The sequence below is a fragment of the Enterococcus sp. AZ103 genome (assembly GCF_051714685.1).
GTDB classification, from domain to species: Bacteria; Bacillota; Bacilli; order Lactobacillales; family Enterococcaceae; genus Enterococcus_A; species Enterococcus_A alishanensis.
Window position 1 is genome coordinate 2,331,534 of the sequence record NZ_JBIOSI010000001.1, and the last position, 21,508, is coordinate 2,353,041.

The 21,508-nt window shown below is 35.7% G+C and carries 19 protein-coding genes, 1 pseudogene and 1 riboswitch; of the genes and pseudogenes, 1 reads left to right on the plus strand and 19 read right to left on the minus strand.

Annotated features, from left to right (window positions below; all coding sequences use genetic code 11):
* Nucleotides 1-11: 11 nt before the first annotated feature.
* Nucleotides 12-368, plus strand: a complete 357-nt coding sequence (locus ID741_RS11680) for a hypothetical protein (RefSeq protein ID WP_218325345.1) — start codon at nt 12-14, stop codon at nt 366-368.
* Between the two features lie 112 nt (nt 369-480).
* Here ID741_RS11680 and ID741_RS11685 read toward each other — a convergent pair.
* The 19 genes and pseudogenes from ID741_RS11685 to ID741_RS11775 all read right to left on the minus strand — a co-directional run.
* Nucleotides 481-1,920: pseudogene (locus ID741_RS11685) on the minus strand (alanine/glycine:cation symporter family protein); the annotation flags it as partial.
* A 125-nt stretch (nt 1,921-2,045) separates the two neighbouring features.
* Nucleotides 2,046-3,341, minus strand: coding sequence for an adenylosuccinate lyase (purB, locus tag ID741_RS11690; RefSeq protein ID WP_438720084.1), 1,296 nt, complete (start codon nt 3,339-3,341; stop codon nt 2,046-2,048).
* A gap of 13 nt (nt 3,342-3,354) precedes the next feature.
* Nucleotides 3,355-4,476 carry a 5-(carboxyamino)imidazole ribonucleotide synthase gene (gene purK, locus ID741_RS11695; RefSeq protein ID WP_438720085.1) on the minus strand — a complete coding sequence of 374 codons (1,122 nt, stop codon included), beginning with the start codon at nt 4,474-4,476 and terminating at the stop codon, nt 3,355-3,357.
* Nucleotides 4,469-4,957, minus strand: a complete 489-nt coding sequence (gene purE, locus ID741_RS11700; protein ID WP_438720086.1) for a 5-(carboxyamino)imidazole ribonucleotide mutase — start codon at nt 4,955-4,957, stop codon at nt 4,469-4,471. The genes purK and purE overlap by 8 nt, the downstream gene beginning before the upstream one ends.
* Nucleotides 4,958-5,112: 155 nt before the next feature.
* Nucleotides 5,113-5,694, minus strand: a complete 582-nt coding sequence (locus ID741_RS11705; protein WP_218325456.1) for a xanthine phosphoribosyltransferase — start codon at nt 5,692-5,694, stop codon at nt 5,113-5,115.
* 151 nt (nt 5,695-5,845) lie between these two features.
* Complete coding sequence (gene grdD / locus ID741_RS11710; RefSeq protein WP_438720087.1) at nt 5,846-7,000, minus strand: glycine/sarcosine/betaine reductase complex component C subunit alpha; 1,155 nt, start codon at nt 6,998-7,000, stop codon at nt 5,846-5,848.
* A 10-nt stretch (nt 7,001-7,010) separates the two neighbouring features.
* Complete coding sequence (grdC, locus tag ID741_RS11715; protein WP_438720088.1) at nt 7,011-8,549, minus strand: glycine/sarcosine/betaine reductase complex component C subunit beta; 1,539 nt, start codon at nt 8,547-8,549, stop codon at nt 7,011-7,013.
* Nucleotides 8,550-8,567: 18 nt separating this feature from the next.
* Nucleotides 8,568-8,888, minus strand: coding sequence for a thioredoxin TrxA (gene trxA / locus ID741_RS11720; RefSeq protein WP_438720089.1), 321 nt, complete (start codon nt 8,886-8,888; stop codon nt 8,568-8,570).
* 1 nt (nt 8,889) lies between these two features.
* Entirely contained in the window at nt 8,890-9,855 is a 966-nt protein-coding gene (locus tag ID741_RS11725; RefSeq protein ID WP_218325353.1) for an NAD(P)/FAD-dependent oxidoreductase, read from the minus strand.
* 82 nt (nt 9,856-9,937) lie between these two features.
* Nucleotides 9,938-11,242 (minus strand): glycine reductase complex selenoprotein B, encoded by a 1,305-nt coding sequence (grdB, locus tag ID741_RS11730; RefSeq protein ID WP_438720090.1) that lies wholly within the window; start codon nt 11,240-11,242, stop codon nt 9,938-9,940.
* Between the two features lie 35 nt (nt 11,243-11,277).
* Entirely contained in the window at nt 11,278-11,751 is a 474-nt protein-coding gene (gene grdA, locus ID741_RS11735; RefSeq protein ID WP_438720091.1) for a glycine/sarcosine/betaine reductase complex selenoprotein A, read from the minus strand.
* A gap of 29 nt (nt 11,752-11,780) precedes the next feature.
* Nucleotides 11,781-13,067 (minus strand): glycine/sarcosine/betaine reductase component B subunit, encoded by a 1,287-nt coding sequence (locus tag ID741_RS11740; protein WP_438720092.1) that lies wholly within the window; start codon nt 13,065-13,067, stop codon nt 11,781-11,783.
* A 48-nt stretch (nt 13,068-13,115) separates the two neighbouring features.
* Entirely contained in the window at nt 13,116-13,490 is a 375-nt protein-coding gene (locus tag ID741_RS11745; protein WP_438720093.1) for a GrdX family protein, read from the minus strand.
* Between the two features lie 221 nt (nt 13,491-13,711).
* A riboswitch (glycine riboswitch) is annotated at nt 13,712-13,815 on the minus strand.
* Nucleotides 13,816-13,997: 182 nt separating this feature from the next.
* The gene (gene clpB / locus ID741_RS11750) at nt 13,998-16,604 is read right to left on the minus strand and encodes an ATP-dependent chaperone ClpB (protein WP_438720094.1); all 2,607 of its coding nucleotides are present in this window, start codon (nt 16,602-16,604) and stop codon (nt 13,998-14,000) included.
* Between the two features lie 363 nt (nt 16,605-16,967).
* The gene (locus tag ID741_RS11755; protein WP_218325361.1) at nt 16,968-17,141 is read right to left on the minus strand and encodes a hypothetical protein; all 174 of its coding nucleotides are present in this window, start codon (nt 17,139-17,141) and stop codon (nt 16,968-16,970) included.
* Between the two features lie 123 nt (nt 17,142-17,264).
* Nucleotides 17,265-18,305, minus strand: coding sequence for a lysylphosphatidylglycerol synthase transmembrane domain-containing protein (locus ID741_RS11760; protein ID WP_218325362.1), 1,041 nt, complete (start codon nt 18,303-18,305; stop codon nt 17,265-17,267).
* Nucleotides 18,306-18,432: 127 nt separating this feature from the next.
* Nucleotides 18,433-19,662 (minus strand): peptidase T, encoded by a 1,230-nt coding sequence (pepT, locus tag ID741_RS11765; protein WP_218325363.1) that lies wholly within the window; start codon nt 19,660-19,662, stop codon nt 18,433-18,435.
* 28 nt (nt 19,663-19,690) lie between these two features.
* Nucleotides 19,691-20,806, minus strand: coding sequence for a Nif3-like dinuclear metal center hexameric protein (locus ID741_RS11770; protein ID WP_438720095.1), 1,116 nt, complete (start codon nt 20,804-20,806; stop codon nt 19,691-19,693).
* On the minus strand, nt 20,793-21,494 hold the full coding sequence (locus ID741_RS11775) for a tRNA (adenine(22)-N(1))-methyltransferase (protein ID WP_438720096.1): 702 nt from the start codon (nt 21,492-21,494) through the stop codon (nt 20,793-20,795). Before ID741_RS11775 ends, ID741_RS11770 begins: the two co-directional genes overlap by 14 nt.
* Between the last annotated feature and the right edge of the window lie 14 nt (nt 21,495-21,508).

Below are 21,508 nucleotides of genomic sequence, written 5' to 3' on the forward strand. Positions count from 1 at the left end.
GAGGAATGAACATGTTACAGACAGGATTAATTGCTCAAGAATTTCTACATCATATGAATGAAGCAGATAAACACCAGTTGTTTAACTATTTACTTGGCTTGAATGTCACCCATAAAGAAAATGTAAATACCTCTTTTTATACATATAAAAATCTGAAAAAATGGCTGAAACCTAAGCAACAGCCTATTCAGACTTTTTCGTTTATAAACGATCACAATGATGAATTGATTATCAGCCAGCTTAAATATCAAAAACTATTTAAACAAGGTTATCAAATAAAAGTATTTTATAATTTAAACGAATATGACTATCATTTAGTAGATGATCTCTTGGTTGAGTTAAAAGGAGAATTATTATCATATGCCTAAAAAAAGAGTTTTCCAAAGCGGAAAACTCTCTTTTTTAATCATCTTCTTGTTTGATTGCTTGAATCAGATCATTTTCTTTATTTACATCATTATCAGGTTCTTCTTGATATTGATCAATCGACACAGCCAGATCACTCATTGATAATTGCTCGTCCAACTGACCAGCTGCCATTCGACTAAAGTATGATTTGGTTTCTCGAATAACTACTGGGCTCAATAAAATCAACGCAACAATATTTGGAAAGGCCATTAATCCGTTAAATATATCTGCGATTGTCCAAACCATTGTGACAGTCAAATAAGGACCAATAAATACTGCTAAAATATATAATACTCGAAAAGCTGACGAAAACTTTGTATTTCCACCAGTTAAATAACTAAGACATCTTTCAGAGTAATAATTCCAGCCTAAGATAGTTGTAAAAGCAAAGAATGTCAGACAAAGCATTAATAAAAAAGAAGCTAGTGTTTGAGAAATTGGTAATGCCTGTGTAAATGCAAAAATTGTAACAGCTGATCCTTCCAGCCCTTGATCCCAAGCACCCGTTAAAATAATTGCCATCCCAGTCATATTACAAACCACTAATGTATCGATAAATGTTCCAGTCATTGAAACTAAACCTTGTCTTACAGGTTCTTTTGATTGCGCTGCAGCAGCAGCGATCGGTGCGCTACCTAAGCCAGACTCATTTGAAAAAATACCTCGTGCAATTCCTCGCTGCATTGCGATCATCATCGCACCCAGCGCACCACCTGATACTGCACGTAAACCAAAGGCACTTTGGATGATTTCAACAATCACTGCTGGTAACCGACCAATATTAAAAATAATCATAAATAAACACAAGCCGACATATAAAACAATCATTGCCGGTACAACAATTTCAGAAACTTTGGCAATTCGAGTGACCCCACCAACTAAAACGATCGATACCAAAACGGTCACAATAGCACCAGAAATAACGACAGCCAAAGAATAATCATTGCCAAATAAACTAATTGTATGGGCATTATTCGGATCAAAAAATACTTGTGCAGAAGAAGTAATACCATTAATTTGTGTAATTGTTCCAATCCCAATAATACCAGCAATTGCTCCGAAGAAAGCAAACATTTTTGCTAGCCAACGCCATTTCATTCCTAAACCTTTTTCGATATAGTAAAACGGACCGCCCAACGCCTTACCTTGATCATCAAAAGTTCGATATTTAACTGCCAGTAATCCTTCAGCATATTTTGTTGCCATTCCCAATAAACCAGCGATTTCTAGCCAAAATAAAGCACCTGGACCGCCTGACACAATCGCCGTAGCTACCCCAACTATATTTCCCGTACCGATTGTTGCAGAAAGAGCTGTAGTTAATGCTTGGAAACTCGTTACGTCTCCTTCACCACCATCTTCGTTTTTTACCATATATTTTAAAGCTAGTGGTAATTTTCGAATCTGAATTCCTCGTGAACCAATAGTTAAAATAATCCCAACACCTAATATTAGTAAAATCATCGGTGCTCCCCAAATTAAAGAATTGATTCTTGTTAAAAATGCATCCATAAAACCATCCTATCTTTCATTTTTTTAAGTACTTACTGACCTAAACCTCCTTTTTCGATTTGAAAACGCTTTCAAAAAGATTTATCGAAAGTAACCAAGATTTCTCTTAGTTACTTATAATCAGTTTACTCAATACCAACTCTTTTAAAGATTTCATCGACATTTCTTAAATGATAATTATAATCGAAGGCATCATCTAAATCAATAGCTGATAAAACATTCGTTATATTTTCATCTTCCTCTAATAATGGGCGGAAGGCAACTTGGTTATCCCAAGCATACGCAGTTTTCGGTTGCACCAAATCGTAGGCTGCTTCTCGTGACATCCCATGATCAATTAGCTTTAACATTACTCTTTGACTATAAATTAAACCAAAGGTTGCTTCCATATTACGTTTCATATTTTCTGGGAAGACAGTTAAATTTTTTACTATTTTGCTAAAACGATTTAACATATAATCAACTAAAATTGTTGTATCTGGTGTGATGATTCTTTCAGCAGAAGAGTGAGAAATGTCTCTTTCATGCCATAAAGCAACATCTTCAAAAGCTGTAATTAAATGGCCGCGAACTACTCGTGCCAATCCAGTCATATTTTCTGAACCAATTGGATTACGTTTATGAGGCATTGCTGAAGAACCCTTTTGACCTTTTGCAAAAAATTCTTCAACTTCACGGGTCTCAGATTTTTGTAAACCACGGATTTCAGTGGCAAATCTTTCAATTGAAGTAGCAATTAATGCCAAGCTTGAAAAGTATTCAGCATGTAAATCTCTTGGTAAAACTTGCGTAGAAATTTCTTGCGGACGAATTCCTAGATGTTCGCAAACATATTTTTCAACAAATGGTGGAATGTTAGCAAAAGTTCCTACTGCTCCAGAAATTTTGCCAGCTTCAACTCCTTTTGCTGCATGATCAAAACGTTCGATATTTCGCTTCATTTCAGAATACCACGTAGCCAATTTTAACCCAAAAGAAGTAGGTTCCGCATGAACACCGTGAGTACGTCCCATCATCACAACATTCTTGTTGGCTTTAGCTTTTTCTCCAATAATATCCAAAAATTCTGCTAGATCTTTACGAATTAAATCATTGGCTTGTTTATATAGATAACCATATGCTGTATCCACAACATCAGTACTTGTTAAACCATAATGTACCCATTTTCGTTCTTCACCTAATGTCTCAGAGACTGCTCTTGTAAAAGCAACGACATCATGCCTAGTAGATTCTTCAATCTCTAAAATACGATCAATATCAAAATCAGCATTGTCACGGATTTTTTCAACATCTGCTTTAGGAATCTCACCTAATTCTGCCCAAGCCTCGTCAGCTAAAATTTCAACTTCCAACCAAGCACGGTAACGATTTTCGTCACTCCAAATGTCGCCCATTTCTTTACGTGTATAACGTGGTATCATGTTGTGCTCCTTCTTAGTCCCAAATTTTTGTATTTTTTACTTCTTCTAAAGTTTGATCAACATCTTCAGTTAAAATGGTAATATGGCCCATTTTACGTCCTTTTTTAGCAGGTGATTTGCCATAATAATGGAACTGCCAATCGGGTTTTTCACCAATTAATTGATAAGTATGCAATAAACGTTCACCCAAAATATTTACCATCACAGCTGGTGATAATAATTTGGGTTGACTTAACGGCCAACCGCAAACGCCACGAATATGTGCATCGAATTGGCTGATTGAACAAGCTTCAATCGTATAATGTCCCGAATTATGTGGTCGTGGAGCTAGTTCATTTACATAAAGTGTTCCCGCCTCAGTAAGAAATAATTCGATGCATAAAGTACCTACCAGACTGACACTTTTAGCAATAACTTTAGCAATACGACTAATTTCATCTGCTACATCTTGTTCAATTCTTGCAGGTGCAATCGTTTCATGTAAAATGTTATTGCAATGAATATTTTCTACTACCGGAAAAGTCACATACTCCCCTTGCAGATTACCACTTACAATAACCGATAACTCTTTTTCAAAGGGAATCCATGATTCTAAGACACATGTTCCTTGACGTAATAAATTCATAGAAGGCGCTAAATCAGCTGAACTTTTTAAAACATATTGCCCATGACCATCATACCCACCTCGTGTTGTTTTCAAGACACAAGGAAAACCAATCCCATCAATCGCTTCTTGAATATCCGTTGGAGAAATGATAGTGGCATAAGGCGCTATCACAATATTATTATTCTCCAAAAAATTTTTTTCCATCAGACGATCTTGAGTGATCGCCAACAAATCCGTCCCTTGCGGAACATTGGCTTTTTGAACGATTTGATTCAGTGTTGCCACGTCAACATTTTCAAACTCATAAGTAATCACATCACTGCGGCGAGATAATTCTTCTAAAGCTAATTGATCATTGTAGTTCGCCATAATATGCCAATCTGAAACTTGAGCTGCTGGACAATCTTCAACAGGATCGACGATTCCAGTTCGAAAGCCCATTTCCTTTGCACTAATTGCCATCATTCTACCTAATTGACCGCCGCCGACAATTCCAATTGTTGCGCCCGGTTGCAATGCTTTAACCAAGTTGTTCACTACTTTCTATTACAGTTTCTTTCATTTGTACTCTTTTATCTGCCAATCTTTCAGCAATTTTTTCATCTTCAATTGATAGAATCTGACCTGCTAACAATCCTGCATTAGTTGCACCGGCTTTTCCAATTGCTGTTGTTGCAACTGGTACGCCACCTGGCATCTGAACAATTGATAATAAGGAGTCTAAACCATTTAGTGTTTTTGATTGTACTGGTACACCTATCACTGGTAAAGTTGTTTTAGCTGCCACCATTCCAGGTAAATGTGCTGCACCCCCAGCACCAGCAATAATTACTTTGATTCCTCGATTTCTTGCATTCTCGGCAAATTCGAACATCAAATCCGGTGTTCGATGAGCAGAAACAACTTTCTTCTCATAATTAATTTCTAATTCATCTAAACTCTCACAAGCGTACTTCATTGTTTCCCAATCAGAAGTACTACCCATAATTACAGCCACTGTTGCTACCATATTGTGCCCCTTTCTATGTCGTCTTTATTTTAGCAAGTGAGATTAAGCAAGTCAAAAAGAAACTGAATGATATTTCAAATAATTAGTAAAACGTTCGGAAAAAAAGATCACCTTTGTTTTTTTTACAAAGAATGACCCTTTTATAAACTTATATTTTACGCATCAGCCTTAGCAAATTCGATCTCACCATTTTTTAGTGAAGCAATCCGAGCTAGAGAAACTACCGGAATATCCATATCTTCCAAAAGCTTTCGACCATCTTGGAAAGATTTTTCGATAATGATACCAACACCTTCGACATGTGCTCCTGCCTGACGACACAATTCAATTAATCCTTTGGCTGCTTGTCCATTCGCCAAGAAGTCATCCACAATAAGGACATTATCCTCAGCAGATAAAAACTTACGTGAGATAGAAATAGTACTAGTCACTTGTTTCGTAAATGAATAAACTGATGACGTCAACAATTCTTCGTTCATAGTTAAGCTTTTTGATTTACGAGCGAAAATCATTGGTACGCCCAAAGTTTGAGCAGCAAAAATTGCTGGAGCAATACCAGAAGTTTCTAAAGTAACAACTTTAGTAATTTTTTTATCAGCAAATACTTCTGCCAATCGATCTCCCATTAAATTCATTAAAACAGGATCGACTTGGTGCGTCACAAATTCGTCAACTTTTAAGACATTCTCACCTAAAACACGGCCTCTTGCTGCAATTCGTTCTTCTAATTCCTGCATAAAATCTTCCCTTCTTTTCATGTGCTATCTCTATTAAAACAAAAAATCAGAAATATCTAAAGTGATTTTTGTCTTCAATTGAATTTTTAATCAAAATAACCAGTTAATCACAAAAAAAAGTCCAAGAAAAAACTCTCGAACTTTTTATGTCTTATAAATATTTTTCTGTTTTTAATAGCTCTCCTGCAACTGCTTCATTTTTTTCATTTACAAGTAAAACCGGACCAGTACAACCCATGCCACTTTCAGCGTATATATTTCCTTTCCATAAAGCTTGGACAGCTTCTTCTAATTCCATCACGTCGATGCCGCCAATTTCCGCTGTTACAATTTCTTTTTCGGGGGCAACAACTTTCTCACTTGTTTCAGTCTTAACTTGTAAACTTTCACGAATTGTATTTAATTGAGCACTTAAAGCCTTGTCATATTCTTCCTTACTTACATCAGCAATTTTTCCTTTTGCTAATTCGTAAGCATAGGTTAATGCATTTGCAATTACTGGCGCGCCACTTGCCCGTGAGATGATACAGATGTTGTCGCGATAATTTAATCCTACACCAGGGCCATAACCAAAACCAGCTACTTCATATTGGCCGCCGCTATTATAAGCAGAAAATAGTTTCATTAAAACATTACCTGTCAAGCTATCACAAACAACAACATCACAAGTTCCCGTTAATAAATCGTTCCCTCGCAAAACGATACCGCCATCCGCTCTAGCACTTTCGCCGAAGTTTAGTTCATAACCATTTTCTTTTAATGAAACCAAAGCCCGTTCAACTGTCTTTGCACCATCGACATTTAAAATACCCACGGTTGGATCTTTATGTCCTAATGTTTTTGCAACTGCTACACCATTGATGGCATTTAGCAACATTGCTTCATTTCTTTGCGTACTTGCCGTTCCTGTGGTAGTAGCGATAATCATTTCACGACCAAAAGCGGGCGTAATTACTCGACCAACAGTTGCCACTCCGATTGGAAAATTATAATGTAAAGTTACACAACCATCAATTTTTCCATCATGCAATAATTCTTCCATCATTTCGTAAGCATCTTTTTGACAATCGGTGGTAGATACATGCTCAAAATCACTGGCCCATTCTACATCACTACCGATTAATACAACATCAAACAAATTATTCTGTTTGATTGTCTCAGCTGCCTGACGCATGACATCAAGACCTAATTCGCTACCGTCAATCGTTAAGCCAATTTTTATTCTTGGTTCAATATGACCTGTTTCTAACGCATCCGCAAGTTTATTAAAAACTTTTGAAACTGCTTGATTTATTTGATTAGACATGAAATCACCCCTAATCTTCCGACAAACTGGCGGCAAATTTTTTCAACGCTTTTGCAACTTCTTGTTTCACTAATGCTTCTACATCGCCACTAGGTTCGTCGACTTTACCATCATTTCGTTCGATCATAATGGATACTCCATCAAATAAATTAGTCATTCTTCCTAAGAAAAGCGATCCTTTACCGACAATCATCGCACGATTTTTATCACCAGAAGTTAAATCCTTAGTAGCAAAACCTAAATATGGTACGCCACTTGGAATATGTCCCTGTGTTGGTGCCCAACCTACTAAAGCTTTCTCGTTTACAAATTTCATTAAATCAGGTTTAGCAATATCTCCCCGCAACACGCCGATTGCACCAATCATTTTTAGATTTGATAGTGGTACATCTCCTGCTCCGGCTGGTTTAGTAATATCTGGATTTTGCATTTCAACGGAATAAACGTCTACATCTTCAATTGATAAATTGGCTTTTGTTAAAGCATCACCAATCAAAGCCGTTGTTACTGCTTGTGGACTAGAACCACTAGAGACTTTGTGCATCCCTGTTAAATCATGACGAATTACTGGATGTTTACCATCATTTTCAGAAATTACCGCCGCGAATCCACCTAAAACATCTTCCAATATAGGGAATCCTTTACCCACGTGAGATTTTCCATTCATTCCAAGTTTTGCTGAAGCACCACCGGCTACAACGACTACATTTTTATGTGTTCCAGCCGCAACTAATGAAGCAGCATTGATTAGAGCGTGAGTTGGTCCTGCACAGAAACTTCTGATATCACTACCTGTTGCATTCACACAGCCACACAATTCAGCAATTGATTTGGCAAAGTTACCTCCGCCGCGTTGATTCATATCACCACAGGCTTCTTCACTGCATTCAATCACATAGTCAATTTTTGCTGGATCAATTTTTTGGTCAGCAAATAAATGTCGTAACGCTAGAATTCCGCTGGCTTTAACAACTAAATTTTCCAACATAACATGAGCATTCAAATTTACATCAATTTGATGAGCTCTTGATACACAACCAACTAATTGGCGATTATAATACAAACCTTCCGCAGCATTTTCAGCAATTTCTTCTTCCAACCAAGCCAAAGGTTTTTCATGTTTAATTTTTTCAACGTCATCTTTAAATAATGGATGATTGCTCAAAGCTGTTCGGACTTCTTCAGCAAAGTTTTCTTCTAAATGAACCAGTTCAAATACGTCAGCAATTTGTAACAAACCATAAAAATCAAGCTCAGGCATAATTTCACCAAATTCACCAAACCGTTTTCCTTTTGGTGGATTTTCTTGATTCACCCATGGTTGAGGAATTTCTTTTAGTTGGTCATAATCCATGTTTCCAATAAAAGTTTGATTGGGTGCATAATCCACTATTTGATCATAGGTTCTTATGTTGTCATACAATGATTTTAAATAATCACTGTCAGGTGTAGTAATTTTTTCAGTCATTACTGTGGTACCGTTATGTTCGATCATGTCAGGCGTGTGTACTAAGACGTAACTTGCGCCTTGTAAAGTTGAGTATTTCATCGATTAACTTCCTTCCGCCTAAATATATTTTTGAATCATAGCCTCCACATTTTCACGGGTAACATCATCTTTAGCTACTTCATCGACTTTTTCACCGTTTTTATAGATGGAAACAACTGGTAAGCCTAAAACTTTATGTTGAATACAGAATCGACGGACTTTCTTTTGCGATGTATTAAACTTAGTAAAAGGTATTTTTTCACCGTATTCATTTGCTAAATTTTCAATCGCTGGCATCATAGCTAAGCAATTTTCACAGCTTTCGCCCCACCAGTCAACTAAAACCAAATCTTTATTTATTACTTCATTCTCAAAATTATCAACAGTTAATTCAATCATTTTAAACAACCTCCATGCTTTTGATTTTTTCGATATATTTTTGTGCGGAGAATGCTGCGGTTGCTCCATCTCCAGCTGCAGTAATTACTTGTCTTAATACTTTAGGTCTGACATCACCACAGGCAAATACGCCTGGTACATCTGTCTTCATTGCGTCATCAGTGACAACATAGCCATATTCATTCAAGTTCAATACGCCTTGATAAATATCTGAGTTTGGTACATTACCAATAAAGATAAATATACCAAATGTTCCATCTTCTTCATCTGCTTCGAAACGAGTTAATTCACCAGTTTCAGTATTTTTAATCGTCATAGCTTCAACAATGCCATCTCCTTCAATACTATCAACGACTGAATTAAAAATATAAGAAATCTTATCATTTGATTTGGCCTGCTCGATTGCTATTGCATCTGCTGTTAAAAATGCTAAGTTTTGAATTAATGTAACTTTGCGTGCAAAAGTTGTAATAAACATAGCTTCTTCAACGGCAGAATTTCCACCACCAATAACAAAAACTTCGAGATCTTCAAAGAAAGCGCCATCACATGTAGCGCAATAAGAGACACCTTTACCACTTAGTTCTCGTTCACCTGGACAACCAATTCCTCTTGGATGCGCCCCATTCGCACAAATAACTGCATATGCTTCAAGGATCGTTCCATCTTGACAGGTAATTTTTTTTACTGTATCAGAAAGATCCAGATCAACTACTTTTTTACCGATTTCAATCTCTGCACCAAATTCTTTAGCTTGTTCAGTCATTCTTTGAATTAACTCTGGTCCACTGGTTTCTCCATCATTTTGTTTAATTGAACCAGGGAAATTTGCTATTTCATGAGTAGACACAATTTGTCCGCCTAATTTTGTTTGTTCTAAGATTAAAACTTTTAGTCGTGCTCTAGCATTATAGATTGCTGCTGTTAAACCTGCTGGGCCACCACCAATAATAATCACATCATACATTTACAGTCTTCCTTTCTCATTTAAAAGTGGCTAGCACAAAGATTGCGCTAGCCACTTCATAAGCGCATTCTATCGCTTCAAATTATTCAAAAACAGTTTGTGCATCTACAGGTGTTGTTAAAGCATTGAAAGCTTTATCAACTAATTGTTTTCTTAATTTATACTCTTCCTCTGGTGCCAAGCTTGGGTTTCCTAGCGGATGAGGAATCGCAACAGTTGGAACAATTCGGTTTGCTCCTACTGTTAATGAGATTGGTACGACTGTACACATGTGAACTACAGGGATACCAGTTTTTTCAATTTCTTTAACCATCGTTGCACCGCAACGAGTACAGGTTCCTCAGGTGGAAGTTAAGATAACTGCTTCGACACCATCTGCTAATAATTTTTTAGCAATTTCTGCTGCATATTTTTTAGCATTAGCAACGGCAGTTCCATTTCCCACAGTTGTATAGAAATAAGGATGAAGACTACCGATTTTTCCGTCTTTTTCCGCTTGGCGAACAACATCAAGTGGTAACACTCGATTAGGATCTTCATTCGCATAAATTGGATCATAGTCACCATGTGCTGTCTCATAGTTTTCTGAAGTCAAACGATCCACACCAGAAATATCATAGGTACCAAATTTTGAAGCTGAGCTAGATTCAATATGGTCAGGATTTCCTTTTGGAACAATCCCACCAGAAGTCACTAAACCAATTCGTGTTTTAGATAAATCTTTGATTGCTTCGGCTGGTGCGACATTATCAAATTCAGGCATTGGATATTCAGTTACGAAATCTTCACCCTTTATTTTTTTCACCAACATATCAACCGCTCTTGCTGACCCACGTTCTTCTAATTGAACATTTTTTCGATGTCTTACATAGTAATTATCAGTTTCGGGATCAACTGCTTCTTTATTTAATAATTTAGTAATTAGTTTTGCCATTACTGGAACGACTTTACGCATTCCGGCAGCACTATTTTTAGTTGGCACAATGTAAGAATCCTTGCGGTATAAATCTAACCCGGGATTTTCTTCATACATCCCAGTAACCGCAGGAATATTTAATTCTTCCATTACTGCCTTACTTACAGCACCACAAGCCATCCCATAACGTCCCGCATTAAATGCAGGGCCCGCAACGACTATGTCTGGTTTGAATTCCTTGATTAAATTAAGCACTTCCGATTTTGCAGAGTCCAAGTTTTCATTGAAATAACTGTCTCCGCAAACCACCGTTCCTACGATTTCAACGTTATCACCTAGCGATTGTTGAAAAGCTAGGCCTGGACCAATTACTTCAGCTTTACTAAAGGGAGTGATATCGGCTTTTTCTTCGCCGCCAATCCCAGCATAAAACTGATTAATATAATGGACCAGTCTGAATTTTTCAGTCATAATACGCCTCCTTGTTCAAATGATTTGCTAAAAAATTAGTATTTGGAGAATTCATCTCTTATGGTGGAGACTTCATCTACAATATCGTCAACATCGAGAATCATTTCCATCATACCAATTTGATCTTCATAGACAGCATCATCTGCAAGTGCTTTGAATTCAGGTTCTACAGCGTGGTAAACAGCTAGACCTAGCTGTTGGTTAGTCAATGGACCAGCGTAAGTAGGATCTCCGTTAGTAACAGTTTCGGCAGCAAGACCTGCTGCTTCTCCTTCTGCTGCACCTAGGATTACTACTGTGTTTTCAGGGCCGTAATTTTCAGCCGCTTCTTTCACTCTACGTTGATTTTCTAAGTCCATTGCACCAGCGGCCGTTCAGACGAAGCATTCGGTTGAAGAAAAAATTACTTCTGCTCCAGTATCCGCGATACAAGCTTCAATTGCTTGACCTGGAATACCATCACGGTCACCAATCACTAAGACTTTTTTATCTTTTAAATTTAAAGTCATGATTGTTTCCTCCTTATTTTTTCTATTTATTAAACGCCTTTAGCAGACATTTTATTGAAACCAAGTTCATTTGTTGCTCCAGTAATTGCTTGAATTTCGACTTCGATGGTCCCGTCTTCTCTCAGACTACCATCAAATCCACCAGCGATTACATCAGTATAGTCAAGTTGTCCAATTACTTTTTCCATTTTCGGTAAAATAATTGTTTCATTGGCATTTCCGCCAGTTACAACAGCTGTTGCTAATTTATCCGCATCGGCTAAGCTTTGGCTAGCGCCGTCACGGCCTGCATATTCATCTGTTACGATAACTGTCTTAATATTTTTCTCTTCGACTTTTTTACAGTTCATGATTAAATCGGTATCTGGGTTACCAAATCCTTCTTGTGAAATAATTACACCATCAAGACCAAGATACTCAGTAAGTTTTGCCACAAAGTCACTAGAACGAACCTTATCTTGTAAGTAAACCGTTTCATTTGTGATAATTACACCAACAAAATTGATTTCTTTTCCGTGTTTATCATATAAATCATGAATGACAGGATTATTTAAATGATGATAAGTTGTATTCTTATCACAAGCAGAAACACAGTTACCACTGATAATTGCACCATCCATAATTTCCGTCGGATACATAATTGTCGGTACAATATGTTTTGCATCTGCACCATAAACATACGTATCATGCAATAAACCTTGTGTTTGCAACATATAAACGTAACCAACTTTTGGTAAATCAGGATATTGCTGAATTTGCTCCAATAATGGTAGTGTTTCATAGGTTAAAATTTCATCAGGTTCAACAGCTTCACCAAAATGACCAATATACTCACCAACTTTTAAACCAGCATAACGTGCTGCTTCTTCATACTGATGTGTTGGTAAATCTTCCTTAGGTGATAATACAAGGCAAATTTCAATTATTTTTGAAAATGGTGTTAATTCAGCACCGGGACCCTGCATATCAACAATTCCTTCTTGGAACCCAATAATTTTCCCGACAGTCATCACGCCGCAGCCTTTTAATACATGCGTACGACCGGAACCAACAATGTTTACTTTGTTAATCACACCAGGAAAAACGCCTCCAGCAAAATCAACTTTTGTTCTTGGTTCAATTACGTCTTTGACAGGTGTAATTCGAATACTGTCACCTGGTTTGGCAAGTTCAATTTGACAATCATTTAGACGATCATCTGACAATACCAGTTCACGAATTTTTTCCGGATTAATAGTTAAGACACCATCAACGATTTTTTCTTCGGTACCCAAGACTACTTCCCGAATTTGAATGTTTCCTACTTCAAGTTTCATTTGTTCACCTCAATTCTTATTTTGGAAAAAATTAAATTGTCCCCCCTTTTATTTCTGGAAGTTGTACCCGATGCGTTCGAAAGTACTTTGGGCAATGAAATAATCAACAGTCGCAAAATCCGCCAATACACTGGCAACCCAAGTTGGACGTTGCTTTGATTTGATAAATTTGTTGTATACTTCAATTGCTTCTTCCATATATTCCAAACTTTCCAGATCAATCTCAGGAAAGTGGGTTTCATTTAGAAAAATAGTACGGTAATAAGTTTCATTCGGTTTTAGACTACTACTCAAAGGATGGGTCAGTAATCTTAAATGATTATCGATTACTAGACGTTTCACTTCAATTAAAACATCTTCGTAGCTTCCAGCAATAAACTTAACATTCTCATTCACTTTTGGATTATTTGAAACGATAATCATTTCTCTGGCTCCTTATATATATTTTCACAAATTCAAATAAAATATTTTAGAAAAATAAGATAATTACCATTGTGTAGAATTGTTTAATTTGTGATTTGTTGAACAAAAATACTAAAAAAAAGAGCACACTAAACAAATTTGCAGTGTCCTCTGTTGTTTGACCTGAGAGTTTCTTTTGATTAAAAATTGCTCCTTCGGTGACTATGCTTTCCAGATTTTGTCAATGATAAACGGTATTTTTACCTGAGATCTTCAAAATATCCTTTGCTTAGATATTCCTTATTCCTTCGGTAGTAGTCCAGCTACGTTCTCCCGCATATCAAATATTTAATTGTTATCGCTTACAAATCCATCCTAACAAAGGACCTCTCTCTTTTCAACCATAAAATCATAATAAAACAATGAGTTTTTTCTACAATTTAAATAATTTATCTTTAAATATGATTATTTTATAACAAAAAAGAACCATAACAATTATTTTAATCGTTACGGCTCCATTATGATTTTCTAAATCGCTGACTCAGATTTTACAACCTCGAACTGTAATTTTTCATTTATTAACTGAATGGTTACAGTTGTTTTAGGCATTACATGTCCTGCTATTATCTCTTTTGCTAGTGGAGTCTCCACTTCTCGTGTAATAAATCGCTTCAATGGTCGCGCACCAAATTGTGGCTCATAAGCACTTTCAGCAATCCAAATTTTTGCTTCATTACTAATGTCAAGCGTAATTTCTTGTCCTTCAAGGCGGTCAGCAAGTTGTTGAATTAATTTTTCTACAATGCCTTTAACATTTTCAAGACTAAGTGGTGTGAACAAAATTGTATCATCAATTCGATTTAAAAATTCTGGCTTGAAATGACCCCGCAATAAGTTTAGCACTTGTTCTTTTATATTTTCAGGTATGTCGCCCTCAGAACTAACACCATCTAGTAAAATTTGTGAACCGATGTTGCTGGTCATAATTAGCACCGTATTTTTGAAATCGACCACTCGACCTTTTGAATCAGTTAAGCGACCGTCATCTAACACTTGCAACAATAAATTAAAAACATCAGGATGGGCTTTTTCAATTTCGTCCAGCAAAATAATTGTATAGGGATTTCGTCGCACAGCTTCTGTTAATTGTCCGCCCTCTTCATAACCGACATAGCCTGGAGGCGCACCTACTAAACGAGAAACTGCATGTTTTTCCATGTATTCACTCATATCAATTCTTACCATATGGTCTTCAGAATCAAATAAGTTTTCTGCTAAGGCTTTAGCTAATTCCGTTTTACCAACTCCAGTTGGTCCTAAGAATAAAAATGAGCCTAATGGACGATTAGGATCTTGTAATCCTGCACGTGAACGCAACACCGCGTCTGAAACCGCATCAACTGCTTCATCTTGACCAATCACTCTGGTGTGTAAAGTACTGTTTAAATGCAAAAGTTTTTCTCTTTCACCTTCCACCAGTTTCGTTACCGGAATGCCAGTTAAGCGTCCGACAACTTCTGCAATTTCATTTTCAGTTACTGCTTCTTGAACCATTTTCAAATCATTAGCCTTATTTTTTTCTTCTAATTCAGCCAACTCTTTTTCAAGTTTTGGAATTGTACCGTGGCGTAAAACGGCTGCTCGTTCTAAATCGTAATTATTTTCAGCATCTTCTAATTCGTGTCGAGCCTGATCAATTTCACTACGTTTTGAAGAAACAGCATTAACTTCCTCTTTTTCGGTCTCCCATTGTAGTTTCATATTATTAGCATCTTCTCGTAAATCAGCCAGCTCTTCTTGCAAATTGTTTAAACGTTTTTTACTTGCATCATCCGATTCTTTTTTCAAAGCGGCTTCTTCAATTTCTAATTGCATCAAACGACGAGAAATTTGATCCAGTTCTGTCGGCATTGAATTCATTTCCATTCGAATACTAGCGGAAGCTTCATCAACCAAATCAATCGCTTTATCTGGTAAAAAGCGGTCTGTAATATAGCGATCTGATAATGTCGCAGCTGCAACCAATGCATTGTCATGAATGTTCACGCTATGATGGATTTCAAACCGTTCTTTTAATCCTCGCAAAATGCTAATCGTATCTTCCAAAGTTGGTTCTTTTACTAATACCTTTTGGAAACGACGCTCTAAGGCTTTATCTTTTTCCATATATTGACGGTATTCATCTAAAGTCGTAGCACCAATCAAATGTAATTCACCACGAGCCAACATTGGTTTTAGCAAATTACCGGCATCCATGCTTCCCTCAGTTTTTCCAGCACCAACAATATTATGAATTTCATCTATGAATAAAATAATTCGACCATCAGATTTTTTAACTTCTTTTAAGACGCCTTTTAATCTTTCTTCAAATTCTCCTCTGAATTTAGCTCCAGCAATTAAGGCACCCATGTCCAGTGAAAAAATTGTTTTATCTTTCAAGTTTTCTGGTACATCTTTTCGAACGATTCTTTGCGCTAAGCCTTCAACGATTGCTGTCTTACCAACGCCGGGTTCACCAATTAAAACCGGATTGTTTTTAGTTTTTCGACTTAAAATTCGAATCACATCACGAATTTCCTCATCTCGACCAATCACGGGATCTTGTTTTCCACTTTTAACCTGTTGTACCAAGTCAACACCATATTTTTCTAGTGCTTTATAAGTTTCTTCTTGGTTCTGACTCGTAACTCTTTCTCCTTGACGGATATCCTCAATGTTTTTCCGAACTTCTTTTTCGTTTAAACCTTGTGAGTTTAAATATTTGGTTAATCGATAGTTTGGTAATTTCATCAAAGCTAAAATTACGACCTCTGTTGATAAAAATTCATCTTGGAATTGATTACGCAATTGATCAGCTTCAGAAAATAAGTGAAATAAATTTTGGCTAAAACCTTGACCATATTGGACATTGCCACTAACACTTGGATATTCATCTAAAGCTTGGTCAATTTCATTTTCAAATTGGTCGACATTTATGCCAGCATCTGTATAAAAATTACGACCAAAATGATTTGGCTGTAAGAAAATTTTCCATAAATGCGCAATATCAATTTCTTGATGTTTACGAGTCATCGCAACTTGTTGCGCTTCTGCAATAGCAGATTGAAGGGTTGTTGTCATTTTTTCAATATTCATTATTTATCCTCCTTTTTTAGTACAAACTAATTATAGCTCCATTGGTCAGTCAAGGTCAAATAAAAACTAAATATTTAAGTTATTTTAAAAAAAGCATCGATAATTTAGGAAGTGCAACTATTTTTTGAAACAAAATGAAAAAGCAGCTCAATCTGTTAGTTGAATGCGTTCTTCAATTGAAGTGAGCACAAAAAATCTTGATTTCTGTTATGATAATAGCTACTTCTTGAAATGCCGAATAACTTTGTCAGTCGAGTAGTTGATAATTTATCGATGTGTTTATTAATGAATAATACTTTCTAATGTCACCACCTTTTCTGAGAAAAAAATTTTCAGGAGTTCCAGCTCTTTGTTTTTATCTTTTTATTCTTTTTCTAGTATTTTTTCTGCTTTCCAAAGTCGACCAGAAGATGATTTAAGTCTAGTCAAATCATGCGCAGCATACCATTTTTTCCAGATATAGATTGTTCTGTTACTAGGAATGTTAAATTCCTTTTCTAGTGAGGTAACTGATTCACCAACTAATAGACGTTTCACAATTTGAATTTTTAATTCTCGGAATAATAATTATGTTTTGCCATAACAAAAATACCTCCAAATTTATTTTACTAAATTTGAGGTATTTTTTTAGTTATATCTTATTATATTGTCAATGCCCATTTAATCATCAACTCTTTTTTTCATTTTATTCTCTTTAAGTTCTAAATTAATTTCTCTTTGTTTATTTATCAACACGTATACCATACCAATTAGGAAAGGCATCAAATAAGTAGCGTAACGATATAATAATAAAGAAGATACCGCTTCGACTCGTCCAACTACTGAACTAAATAATAAAACATAGACAAACTCAAATCCACCGATTCCACCAGGAGCAGGTAAAATCCCCCCGAGAATAACGGTAAAACTGATTAGTGCAACTATTAATAACAAGTTTAGATCTTTACTTTCACTAGATAAAATAAAATATGGGATAGTATACCAAACACCTAATTTCACCAAAGTTGAGAGAAAAACCTTTATGACCGTTTCCTTATGATTAAAAAAAGTTTGAATCGTATCTCGTAAAGAATAAAATTGCATATTAACTTTATCAATCAGATCCCGCAGTTTTTGTCGTTTAAATAAGCGATTGGTAATGATGACAAATAATACTTGGGCATTAATACTCAAGCTAAATAATAACAAGACGCCTACAATCGCTAAAGTAACGACTAATCCAATCACCACATAAATAATCCCATGATTGATTTGTTGACTTAATTCGTTTCCCTTTAAAAATAGAAAAACTACAGCTACAGCAGATAACGCAACTTTATAAACAACCATTCTCAAAGCAACCACACCGGTTCCTTGAGAAAATTTCAAATCCTTTTTATGGTAAAAAAGAACTTCAGAAACAATCGTTCCAGTACCAAATGTAATCACACGATAAAAACTCATATAGGCAGAAGAGAAAAAGCCATCACACAAGGTAAATTCTGGATTATATTCTGCTACAATATTTTTTACCGTAAAGCCTTCAACTAATAAACTTAAAAATCCTAGTAACGTTACTCCCGCTAATACTGGCAAAGAAGTGTCAGCCAATTCTAAAAATATATCACTTAATGAATCTCGCACGACAAAAATAATCACGCCTATAATTGCTGCAAACAAACTAACATTTAATATCAATTTACTTTTTCCGGTTTTTTGCATTTTTATTTCCCTCTTAAATCTGAATTATCTCAAGCCTAACACAAAAACTGAAAATTTCAAAAAATCATGAAAGCTTTCTCTTAAATAAAAAAACGCGGAGTACTATACTCCGCGTTAATCAAACATTTTATTTTGCATTGTTTTCTGCAATTTTAGCAATTACATCCACAGCTTTTTCCATTGTTTGTAATGATACATATTCGAAGCGACCATGCATATTTTCTGCACCACCAAAAATATTTGGTGTAGGAATACCCATGAATGAAATCTTAGAACCATCAGTACCACCACGAACAGGTTCGATAATTGGTTCGATCCCGACTTCTTTCATGGCACCTTCAGCTAAATCAATAATACTCATGTCTTTTTCAATAATTTCACCCATATTGTAATATTGGTCAAACATATCAATAACAACACGTTCTTGATCAAATTGTTCATTTAATTTTGCTTGAATATCTAAAACTTTTTGTTTACGTTCTTCAAAAATCTTACGGTCATGATCACGAATAATGTAAGTCATTTTGGCTTCTTCAACATTTCCATCAAAAGCTAATAAATGATAGAAACCTTCGCGACCTTCTGTATTTTCAGGACGTTCGTTTTCAGGCAATAGATTATGGAAATCAATTCCTAATTGTAATGCATTGATCATTGTATTTTTTGCAGTACCTGGATGAACATTTTTACCAAGTAAAGTAATTTCAGCTTGAGCTGCACTGAAAGTTTCAAATTCTAATTCTCCCAAAGGACCACCGTCCATTGTGTAAGCAAAATCAGTATTAAATTCTTTCACGTCAAATTTATCAGCGCCAATTCCGATTTCCTCGTCTGGACCAAAACCAACGCGAATTTCTCCGTGTTTGATTTCAGGATTTTTAATCAAATATTCCATTGCTGTCATAATTTCAGCAATTCCCGATTTATCATCAGCCCCTAATAAAGTTGAACCATCTGTTGTGATCAATGTTTCACCTTTATATTTTTTCAAACTTGGAAAGTCCTTTGTATTTAATGTATATTTTCCTTCTTTATCTAGTTTAATAGTTGATTCACCATCATAATTTTCAATGATTTGCGGATTAACATTTTCAGCATTGAAGTCAGCAGTATCCATGTGTGCGATAAATCCAATTTTTCTAACTTCTTTGTCTACATTGCTAGGTAGAGTTGCAATGACATAACCATTTTTGTCATTGTAAGAAATATCTTTCATACCAATTTCTTCAAGTTCCTTCATCAACTCTTTGGCAAAAGCCACTTGTGTTTGAGTAGACGGTGTTGTTGTGCTAGTTGCATCTGAACGAGTTTCTGTTTTTACATAACGTAAAAACCGTGGTAATAAATTTTCGTACATATAACTCTCTCCTTTATAATATGACTATTTATTTAAACGAAAAAGGATTGGTAGAAGTCTCTGAAACGTAAAAATCGACTTGCCAAGCTTCTTCATTTTTCCATTGATTAAATTGTTCCACCATTTTTACTTTACAAAGTTCTTCAATGTAATGACCAGGATCAATCACTAACATTTCAGTTTCTTGCATATCATGACCAATATGATAAGTTACATCACCAGTAATATAAACATCGGCAGCATGTTTTACTGCATCAAGGAAAAAGTTTTGACCACTTCCCCCGCAAATCGCTACTTTTTTAATTGCTTTGCAGCCTTTTCTTGGATAGATGACGCGTAATCCTGTTAAATGGAAAACCTCTTTAACTTTTTGAATAAATTCTTCTGGTTCCATGGCTTTTTCCAACTCTCCGATACGACCGATGCCATATTTTTCAGTAAAATTATCTAAAGTATATAGATCATAAGCTGGTTCCTCATAAGAATGAGTCGTCAACATGGCAGCTATCACTTGTTTTTCGATTGTTTCTGGAAAAATCACTTCAATTTTACTTTCTTGAACTAGTTCAGCCTGATCGATTTTTCCAATTGTTGGATTTGCTTCTCCAACTGGTGTAAACCTTCCCTCTCCATTCATAGTGTATGAAGCAGCTTCATAATCACCGATTTTACCTGCGCCTGCTTTGGCTAAAGCTTCTCGCATTTTTGGTGCTTCTTCTATAGGAACAAAGACGGCTAATTTTTTCATTCTTATTGTATGGGTATGAACTAGGTATGTTGTATTTTTTACCTCTAGTAATTCACAAAACCAATCATTTAAACCATTCGGAATAATATCCATATTAGTGTGGGCCGCATAAACAGCGATATCATGTTTAATTAATTCCGCATACATATTTACTTGTACATCATCAGTTATTAATCGATTAATCGGTCTAAAAATTGGTGGATGTTTAACGACTAATAGATCAATATTTTTTTTAATCGCTTCAGCTACCACTGCAGGACGGACATCAAGGCTCATCATAATTTTTTGAACCTCTTTATTCAACGTACCTATATGCAGACCTACTGGATCGCCTTCTTCAGCCAAACTTTTTGGACAATATTGATTAAAACGTTCGATAAAATCAATTGCTTTCATCTGCCAACACCTCCTGAATCCAAGCGATTTCTGTTTCTAATTGATGAATTTTTTGATCCGTTGCCTGTCCCTGTTTTAAATTGGTTAAGATGCTTTTGCTTTTTTCTAATTTATGAGTCCATTTTTGAATAAAAATTGGATTTTTTTCTTCTATTAAAAGAGGACCAAAAAATAAATCTTTATCAGAATAGCTAACAACATTCCCTTTTTCCGCAACGATGATTTCATAAGTTTTATGATTTTCTCTGATAATTGCTTCATCAATTATTTCATACTTGTTTTCAACTAACCAAGTTCTTAATTGTCTTTCAGCCACATTGGGTTGCAAAATAAGTCGTTCATCACCTGATAAAACATCTTTACCAGACTGCAAAATATCACGAATCAATACGCCACCCATGCCGCAAATTGTTACTGCTGATATATTATCAGATTCTTTGACGGCTGCTAATCCATCAGCTAAACGTACAATGATTTTTTCTTCTAAATTATTTTCTGCAATTTGTTTTTTAGCTGCTTCAAAAGGGCCTGGCACGACTTCCCCAGCAATTGCAAAATTTATTTTATTCTGTAAAGTCAAAGCGACAGGCAGATACGCATGATCTGATCCAATATCTGCTAATCGTGCATCCTTTGGAACATATTCAGCAACCTTTTGTAAGCGCTTCGATAATTGGTTTACCTTCATTTTTTCACTTCCTA

What these genes read in the sequence shown, in the direction of transcription:
- ID741_RS11745 (WP_438720093.1), bottom strand. Translation starts at nt 13,490, where the DNA reads ATGATTATCGTTTCAAATAATCCAAAAGTGAATGAGAATGTTAAGTTT.
- ID741_RS11725 (WP_218325353.1), bottom strand. Translation starts at nt 9,855, where the DNA reads ATGTATGATGTGATTATTATTGGTGGTGGCCCAGCAGGTTTAACAGCA.
- grdD (WP_438720087.1), bottom strand. Translation starts at nt 7,000, where the DNA reads ATGTCTAATCAAATAAATCAAGCAGTTTCAAAAGTTTTTAATAAACTT.
- pepT (WP_218325363.1), bottom strand. Translation starts at nt 19,662, where the DNA reads ATGTACGAAAATTTATTACCACGGTTTTTACGTTATGTAAAAACAGAA.
- grdC (WP_438720088.1), bottom strand. Translation starts at nt 8,549, where the DNA reads ATGAAATACTCAACTTTACAAGGCGCAAGTTACGTCTTAGTACACACG.
- trxA (WP_438720089.1), bottom strand. Translation starts at nt 8,888, where the DNA reads ATGATTGAATTAACTGTTGATAATTTTGAGAATGAAGTAATAAATAAA.
- ID741_RS11680 (WP_218325345.1), top strand. Translation starts at nt 12, where the DNA reads ATGTTACAGACAGGATTAATTGCTCAAGAATTTCTACATCATATGAAT.
- ID741_RS11740 (WP_438720092.1), bottom strand. Translation starts at nt 13,067, where the DNA reads ATGAAACTTGAAGTAGGAAACATTCAAATTCGGGAAGTAGTCTTGGGT.
- ID741_RS11705 (WP_218325456.1), bottom strand. Translation starts at nt 5,694, where the DNA reads ATGCAGGAATTAGAAGAACGAATTGCAGCAAGAGGCCGTGTTTTAGGT.
- ID741_RS11770 (WP_438720095.1), bottom strand. Translation starts at nt 20,806, where the DNA reads ATGAAAGCAATTGATTTTATCGAACGTTTTAATCAATATTGTCCAAAA.
- purE (WP_438720086.1), bottom strand. Translation starts at nt 4,957, where the DNA reads ATGGTAGCAACAGTGGCTGTAATTATGGGTAGTACTTCTGATTGGGAA.
- ID741_RS11775 (WP_438720096.1), bottom strand. Translation starts at nt 21,494, where the DNA reads ATGAAGGTAAACCAATTATCGAAGCGCTTACAAAAGGTTGCTGAATAT.
- purB (WP_438720084.1), bottom strand. Translation starts at nt 3,341, where the DNA reads ATGATACCACGTTATACACGTAAAGAAATGGGCGACATTTGGAGTGAC.
- ID741_RS11760 (WP_218325362.1), bottom strand. Translation starts at nt 18,305, where the DNA reads ATGCAAAAAACCGGAAAAAGTAAATTGATATTAAATGTTAGTTTGTTT.
- clpB (WP_438720094.1), bottom strand. Translation starts at nt 16,604, where the DNA reads ATGAATATTGAAAAAATGACAACAACCCTTCAATCTGCTATTGCAGAA.